The following is a 7,656-nucleotide window of genomic DNA, read 5'->3' on the forward strand; positions in this document are numbered from 1 at the left end:
CTAGCTTATAGCACAAAAAAAGCTGGACGTATATCCAGCATTCAATTATTTCAAACGCCCTCGCGTTAAATTTAATCGTACATCCCCAACCCGCAGCAAATTTTGATTGAGATGACAATGCGTGATGGCGATAGCCAGAGCATCAGCGGCATCAGCCTGTGGGCTAGCCGACAATTTCAACATCGAACGTACCATGTGCTGGATCTGGCTTTTTTCAGCCGCACCTGTGCCAACCACGGTTTGTTTCACCTGACGGGCTGCATATTCAAAGACTGGAATAGCTTGGTTCGCCGCAGCAACAATTGCAACGCCACGAGCTTGCCCCAATTTCAAGGCTGAATCTGGATTTTTTGCCATGAAAACCTGCTCTATCGCAAAGGCATCTGGCTGGAATTGCGTGATGATTTCAGTCACCCCCGCATAGATTCGCTGTAAACGGCTGGGTAAATCATCTACTTTTGTTCGAATGCAGCCGCTGCCAATATAGATAAGTTGCCGTCCTTGCTGGCGAATAACGCCATATCCCGTCACTCTGGAACCGGGATCAATGCCCAGAATAATCGCCATATCGAACTATTCACCTAGTATTTACCTAGTATTCAACTAGATATGTGCCATATGATATGGGATAAAACGTTAGAGAAAGCGCTCTTACCGCAGTTTTTCAAGTTACGGCTTTGAAACCCCAATGAGGAATAAAACCCTATGGATATACAGTAGAAGCACTTTCTCTACGCTGTGAACCCTAACTTAATTACAGCAACGCTGCAACTTCATCAGAAATTTCACCATTATGGTAAACTTCTTGAACATCGTCAGAATCTTCAAGCATGTCGATCAGACGAAGTAATTTAGGTGCAGTATCTGCATCCAATTCCGCCTTGGTCGATGGGATCATGGAAACTTCAGCAGAATCCGCCTTGAAGCCCGCAGCATCCAGCGCGTCTTTAACTTCCCCGAAAGACTCTGGAGTAGTATAGACATCAATCGCGCCATCTTCATAAGTTTCAACATCATCAGCACCTGCTTCCAGTGCCGCTTCCATGACTGAATCTTCATCCAAGCCCGGTGCGTAGGAAATCACGCCTTTTTTGGTGAACAGATAAGAAACTGAGCCATCCGTACCCAAGTTACCGCCCGTTTTGGTAAACGCATGACGAACTTCAGACACAGTACGGTTGCGGTTGTCACTCAAACATTCAACCATCACTGCTGTACCACCTGGGCCATATCCTTCATAGATGATGGTTTCCATGTTATCGGCATCATCATTACCAACACCACGGGCAATTGCGCGATTCAATGTATCGCGAGTCATGTTGTTGGACAAAGCCTTATCGACTGCTGCACGCAAACGAGGGTTAGAAGCCGGATCGCCGCCGCCCAAACGCGCTGCTGTTACCAATTCACGGATAATTTTGGTGAAAATTTTACCGCGTTTTGCATCCTGCGCAGCTTTGCGGTGTTTCGTATTGGCCCATTTACTATGACCTGCCATGAAAATATCTCCGATAAAACATTTAATAAACTAAATGACAAATTCTTCAATTGCTTGCCGATTACTCCATGACTTAGTCAATTTAGCCGCTTCATCAGCCGCCATCCATTGATAAGCCAAGTGTTCTGTCAGCAAGATTTCGCGCTCTTCGGGCAACGCCAGCGAGAACCAATGCTCTTTATTGCGCGTTACTCCCGGAGCGTATCGATGTCGTAAATGCGAGAAAATCTCGTAATAAAGACTGCGTTGGCAATCCAATAACTGGAGGTTTTCACTGACGATATCAATGCCAACTTCTTCCTGTACCTCACGCAACGCAGCTTCACACGGTTTTTCATCCTGCTCTAAGCTACCTGTTACCGATTGCCAGAATTCAGGGTCATCCCGTCGCTGTAGCATAAGCACCCTTTTGCTGTTAGCAGCATAAATCATAACCAACACAGATTCAGGGCGCTTATAAGACATTATTCGCTCTCTTTTTTAGTCACAGAGATTGCCAGTTCTTCCAGTGAGGCTGGATTTGCAGGGCTTGGTGCATCAGTCATCAAGCATGCGGCCGCCGTTGTTTTCGGGAACGCGATGACGTCACGAATATTATCGGTTTCTGTCAACAACATAACGAGGCGATCCAGACCAAAAGCCAGACCTGCATGAGGTGGTGTACCGTATTTCAGCGCATTGAGCAAGAAACCGAATTTCTCTTGCTGTTCTTGTTCATTAATACCCAGAATGCGGAATACAACCTGTTGCATTTCATTGCGATGAATACGGACAGAGCCGCCACCAACTTCGTAGCCATTAATCACCATGTCGTAAGCATTTGCGATTGCTGATTCTGGTTCGTTTTCCAATTCAGCCGCTGACATATCCTTCGGCGATGTGAATGGGTGGTGCATTGCCGTCAGGCCACCTTCCCCGTTGTCTTCAAACATTGGGAAATCAATCACCCAGAGAGGCTTCCAGCTACCCAGATCTGTCATGTTCAGATCACGACCCAATTTCAGGCGCAAAGCGCCCATCGCATCAGTAACGACATTTTTCTTATCTGCACCAAAGAACAGAATATCGCCATCCTGTGCATTGGTACGGGAGAGCAAACCTTCAACCACTTCAGCAGACAGGAATTTAGCAATCGGGCTTTGCACTCCTTCCAGACCTGCCGCACGGTTGTTGACTTTCATCCATGCCAGACCTTTTGCGCCATAAATGCCAACAAATTTACCGTATTCGTCAATTTGTTTACGGCTCAATTCTGCGCCACCTGGTACACAAATGACAGCAACGCGGCCTTTTGGATTGTTTGCTGGTTCAGCGAAAACGGCAAATTCAACGTCTTTGACCAGATCAGCCACATCCACCAGTTCCAGCGGGTTACGCAAATCAGGTTTATCTGAGCCAAAACGGCGCATGGCTTCTTCGAATGTCATGATTGGGAAATTACCCAAATCAACCCCGCGCACATCCAACCATAATTCGCGGATCATTTTTTCCATGATTTCACGAACTTGCTCAGCACTCATGAACGATGTTTCAACATCGATTTGCGTAAATTCAGGCTGACGATCTGCACGCAAGTCTTCATCGCGGAAGCATTTTACAATCTGATAATAACGGTCAAAACCGGACATCATCAGCAATTGTTTAAAAAGCTGCGGAGACTGGGGCAACGCATAAAACTCACCTTTATGAACACGGCTTGGCACCAAATAGTCACGTGCGCCTTCTGGCGTTGCCTTGGTCAGCATTGGTGTTTCCACATCAAGGAAACCAGCCGCATCCATGAAACTGCGCACAAAACTGGTGATTTTTGCACGGGTTTTCAAGCGCTGGGACATTTCAGGACGACGCAAATCAAGATAGCGATATTTCAGGCGCTGCTCTTCGCTGTTATTTTGCTTGCTGTCCAGCGGCAACGGCTCAGAACGGTTAAATACAGTCAGGCTATCTGCAAAGACTTCAACCTCACCCGTTGCCATATCTTTATTGATTTGGCTGTCAGGGCGTGCTCGCACAACCCCAGTAATTTGAATACAAAATTCATTACGCAGTTCAGAAGCCTGAGTAAAGATCTCTTTCTGATCTGGGTCGAAGAATACCTGAACGATACCTTCGCGATCTCGCATATCAATGAAGATCAGACCACCCAAATCACGACGACGGTTTACCCATCCACAAAGAGTTACTTTTTGGCCTTCATGGACTCGGCTTAACTGCCCACAATAGTTAGTACGCATACAATATCCTTTTACTCAGCTCTCATGCTTTCTGCTGCGGAAATTTTGGCATTGTTCTTTTTTAGGAAGAATTGTCAAAAAAAGATGACCATTATACTGGAAATTCTCACTGGAGATAAGGCTATTACACTGTTCTTAGCAAGACAAATTTTTTGCTATCTAATAATAGTCATAGAAATTATCATTAAATCCTATGATTTTTAGCGACAGTTTTCTTTTTGGGGTTTATCATCATCCAGCCGTTTTTGGATTGGGCAATGGAGTTAAAAATGGTTAGCTCACTTTATATCGTACTGGGCGCACTATTATTGATTAAGCTATCTCTAGATGTAGTCAAGTTGAGAACGCAATATCGGGTATCCTATGGCGATGGAGGGTTTTACGAATTACAAACAGCCATCCGGGTTCATGGCAATGCCGTTGAGTATATTCCGATTTCAATGCTGTTATTGGTTATGATGGAGATGAATGGAGCAGCCGTATGGATGCTGCATATTTGTGGATTAGTATTGCTTTCTGGCCGGGTATTGCACTACTTCGGCCTGCGCCATCGTGAGATACGCTGGCGGCGCATGGGCATGGCAGCAACGTACATTTCAATGCTGATAATGATCGTTACTAACATTTATTACTTGCCATGGGAGCAAATCTTTTCTCTTTATAGCTAGGTTGCTCACCACACCTACACCCGATATTTCAAGGAATTGTTAGCTATCGGCTGACAATATGACTACTTGAAAAGTGGCATGTGTAATCATGCTCATCAATACCAATCACATGTAAGACTGTGATATCGCAACACCGCAAAGTTTTATCATTGCCCGAGGCGGTATTTTTACCGCCAGAGGGTTTCTATTGATTATCTGTTTCTGCCCTTTCCTGCATTCTGTTAGAATAGTGATTTCTTATTGTTTCAAAAATCAATTCTGTTATGTCAAATCAAGATCCTTATAATCAGCGGGACAGTCTGTTTTCTGCTCCAATTGCCAGCTTGGGTGACTGGAGCTTTGACGATCGTGTTGCCGAAGTCTTTCCTGATATGGTGAAACGCTCTATCCCCGGTTATTCCAATATTATTTCTATGATAGGTATGCTGGCAGAGCGTTTTGTAACACCAAACAGTCAAATTTATGATCTCGGTTGCTCTCTCGGTGCTGCTACGTTATCGATCCGCCGTGCCATTAGCAGCAATAGTGAAGATAATAACAAAGGCAATCGAGCCGATGGCTGCCGCATTATTGCTGTTGATAATTCATCCGCAATGGTTGAGCGCTGCCGCCGTCATATTGATTCATTCAAGGCCAATATTCCCGTCGAAGTTATTGAGCAAAATATTCTTGATACTGACATCAAAAACGCCTCCATTGTCGTACTGAATTTTACCTTACAATTTTTACATCCTGATGATCGCCAAAAGATGTTGGATAAAATCTATGCAGGATTAAAACCCGGTGGTGTTTTGGTTCTGTCTGAGAAATTCAATTTTGAAGATGAAAAAATCGGCGAATTACTGTTTAACATGCATTACGATTTCAAGCGGGCCAATGGCTACAGTGAACTGGAAATCAGCCAGAAGCGCAGCATGCTGGAAAATGTCATGCGGACAGATTCCGTTGAAACCCACAAGTCACGCCTTAAAAAAGCCGGATTCCAGCATGTCGAAGTGTGGTTCCAATGCTTCAATTTTGGGTCATTGTTGGCAGTAAAAGGAGCTGAACAATGATCGATTTCGGTAATTTTTATCAAGTGATTGCCAAAAACCATTTGAGCCACTGGCTGGAATGTCTGCCTGCACAATTGAATCATTGGCAGAGAGAGTCACTGCACGGGCAATTTAGTTCATGGCTGAAAGTGCTGGAAAAATTGCCTGATTTCCAGCCAACTCACGTTGATCTGAAAAATGGTGTCATTGCCACCCACGAACCAGACCTATCCCGCGGTGAGAAAGAGTGCATCCGCAATATACTGAAGATATTTATGCCGTGGCGCAAAGGCCCTTTTTCACTTTATGGCGTTGAAGTTGATACTGAATGGCGTTCTGACTGGAAATGGGATCGGCTTATCCCCCATATTTCTCCTTTAGAGGGCAAAACTGTACTTGATGTCGGTTGTGGCAGCGGTTATCACATGTGGCGCATGGTGGGGGAAGGTGCACAATTGGTTGTGGGCATCGATCCAACGCAGCTTTTCCTTTGCCAATTTGAAGCGGTCAGAAAATTACTGGGCAATGACCAGCGAGCCCACCTCCTGCCCTTGGGCATTGAACAATTACCCGATCTGAATGCCTTTGATACCGTGTTCTCCATGGGCGTTCTTTACCATCGCCGTTCTCCTCTCGATCATCTGTGGCAACTGAAAAATCAATTGGTATCCGGAGGGGAGTTGATTTTAGAGAGTTTGGTGATTGAAGGTGATGAGCATCAATGCCTCATTCCCGGTGAACGTTACGCGCAAATGCGAAATGTTTACTTTATTCCATCAGCCGAAATGCTGAAAGTCTGGCTGGAAAAATGTGGTTTTGTCGATGTCAGAATTGTTGATCAGGCAGTGACTACATTGGATGAACAACGCCGGACAGAATGGATGAAAACCGAATCGCTGGCTGATTTCCTTGACCCGGACGATCACAATAAAACAATTGAGGGTTATCCTGCGCCTTTGCGGGCTATTCTCATCGCACGCAAGCCATAAATATTGATGTGTGAACTGCCGCCCATGATGGTAGTTCACACATCCAATAGTCAGGTTCTATTTCTTACGCTCAACCAAGCTAATGATTCCCTTCATTGACTCGACCAGTTGCCCGTCGACACAATAGTAAGAATATTCGTCCACTTCCCGGTCATCCGAACTCATCGTCACACCTGCTTTTCTATATTTCATGGAAGATGGTTTCAGTTTTCCTGCTGAACTATGGAGTTCCGTCATACCGCACTCCAGAAACTTGCCGATGTTACTCGCTCTGATACCCGCCCCCGGCATAATAATCGGCCCTTGGCTGGCTTCAATTAATTCTTTTAGCAAAGGCAGCCCCAGTTCAGCACTTTGTTGCTGGCCGGAGGTCAAGATGCGTTTCACTCCCAACTCTGTCAGTTGTTGCAGAGCAACATGCGGGTTAAAACACATATCAAAAGCCCGGTGAAATGTCACTTCCATACTTCCGGACAATGACATCAATTGCCTCATGCGTAGGCGATCGATATGGCCTTCATCATTAAGAACCCCAAAAACCACACCGGGAAATCCCATATCGCGGATATGGGCCAAGTCGTTTTTCATCACCTCAAAATCAGCGTTGTTATAGCAGAAATCCCCTCCCCTTGGCCGCACAATTGGATGTACGGGTATCGATAACTGCTGCAGTGCTTGCTGCAATGTCCCGAAGCTCGGTGTCCCACCACCTTCTGACGGGCTTGCACTTAATTCAATGCGATCAGCCCCTGCTTTTTGGGCAGTCAAAGCACAACTTACGCTGTAACAGCAAATTTCCAGCTTTATCATTCAAAGCCCCTTAATATCACTCCGTAGTAGACAGTCCAAACAAATGGGCTTTCCAAACCATGAGCTCCCCTTGATTCAGAGGCTGCGTCTTGTCCCATTTCTTATTTTATTTCACTCCCGTTAATAACTCTGTTTCTCATACTAGCTTATCACTCTATAGTATTAGACATGATTTTCGTTTATCACAATATCGGAAGGTTCACACAATGAAACATTAAGTGAACATTTGATACAATAAATATTTAATTTTGTGATAATCACATAAATATAATATCAGGCAAATCAGCAGAACCTTATCAAACAACGCATTAAATTCCATGAAATCAATTAATTGAAAAAATATCGCGATCTCTGTCACATTAATATTTTATCGTTTGCTTTCTCACTTAACGTTGAGATTTAAAATTGGTTATAAAAAAATCC

At 44.7% G+C, this 7,656-nt stretch carries 8 protein-coding genes; 3 read left to right on the forward strand and 5 right to left on the reverse strand.

Annotation, left to right across the window (positions count from 1 at the left end):
- Positions 1-45 precede the first annotated feature (45 nt).
- The 4 genes from ruvC to aspS form a co-directional block, all read right to left on the reverse strand.
- Positions 46-567 carry a crossover junction endodeoxyribonuclease RuvC gene (gene ruvC, locus FE392_RS12130; RefSeq protein ID WP_319930486.1) on the reverse strand — a complete coding sequence of 174 codons (522 nt, stop codon included), beginning with the start codon at positions 565-567 and terminating at the stop codon, positions 46-48.
- A gap of 187 nt (positions 568-754) precedes the next feature.
- On the reverse strand, positions 755-1,498 hold the full coding sequence (locus tag FE392_RS12135; RefSeq protein ID WP_319930487.1) for a YebC/PmpR family DNA-binding transcriptional regulator: 744 nt from the start codon (positions 1,496-1,498) through the stop codon (positions 755-757).
- Between the two features lie 30 nt (positions 1,499-1,528).
- Positions 1,529-1,963, reverse strand: coding sequence for a dihydroneopterin triphosphate diphosphatase (nudB, locus tag FE392_RS12140; protein WP_319930488.1), 435 nt, complete (start codon positions 1,961-1,963; stop codon positions 1,529-1,531).
- On the reverse strand, positions 1,963-3,732 hold the full coding sequence (gene aspS, locus FE392_RS12145; RefSeq protein ID WP_319930489.1) for an aspartate--tRNA ligase: 1,770 nt from the start codon (positions 3,730-3,732) through the stop codon (positions 1,963-1,965). The genes nudB and aspS overlap by 1 nt, the downstream gene beginning before the upstream one ends.
- A gap of 269 nt (positions 3,733-4,001) precedes the next feature.
- Here aspS and FE392_RS12150 point away from each other — a divergent pair, with 269 nt between their 5' ends.
- From FE392_RS12150 to cmoB, 3 genes are all read left to right on the forward strand, one after another.
- Positions 4,002-4,400 carry an MAPEG family protein gene (locus tag FE392_RS12150; protein WP_319930490.1) on the forward strand — a complete coding sequence of 133 codons (399 nt, stop codon included), beginning with the start codon at positions 4,002-4,004 and terminating at the stop codon, positions 4,398-4,400.
- A gap of 263 nt (positions 4,401-4,663) precedes the next feature.
- Positions 4,664-5,455: a carboxy-S-adenosyl-L-methionine synthase CmoA gene (gene cmoA / locus FE392_RS12155; RefSeq protein WP_319930491.1), complete on the forward strand. Its 792-nt coding sequence runs from the start codon at positions 4,664-4,666 to the stop codon at positions 5,453-5,455.
- Positions 5,452-6,423 (forward strand): tRNA 5-methoxyuridine(34)/uridine 5-oxyacetic acid(34) synthase CmoB, encoded by a 972-nt coding sequence (cmoB, locus tag FE392_RS12160; protein WP_319930492.1) that lies wholly within the window; start codon positions 5,452-5,454, stop codon positions 6,421-6,423. The genes cmoA and cmoB overlap by 4 nt, the downstream gene beginning before the upstream one ends.
- Before the next feature lie 57 nt (positions 6,424-6,480).
- Here cmoB and cutC read toward each other — a convergent pair whose 3' ends face one another.
- Entirely contained in the window at positions 6,481-7,233 is a 753-nt protein-coding gene (gene cutC, locus FE392_RS12165; RefSeq protein WP_319930493.1) for a copper homeostasis protein CutC, read from the reverse strand.
- Between the last annotated feature and the right edge of the window lie 423 nt (positions 7,234-7,656).

The sequence above is a fragment of the Xenorhabdus santafensis genome (assembly GCF_033949405.1).
Lineage (GTDB): Bacteria > Pseudomonadota > Gammaproteobacteria > Enterobacterales > Enterobacteriaceae > Xenorhabdus > Xenorhabdus santafensis.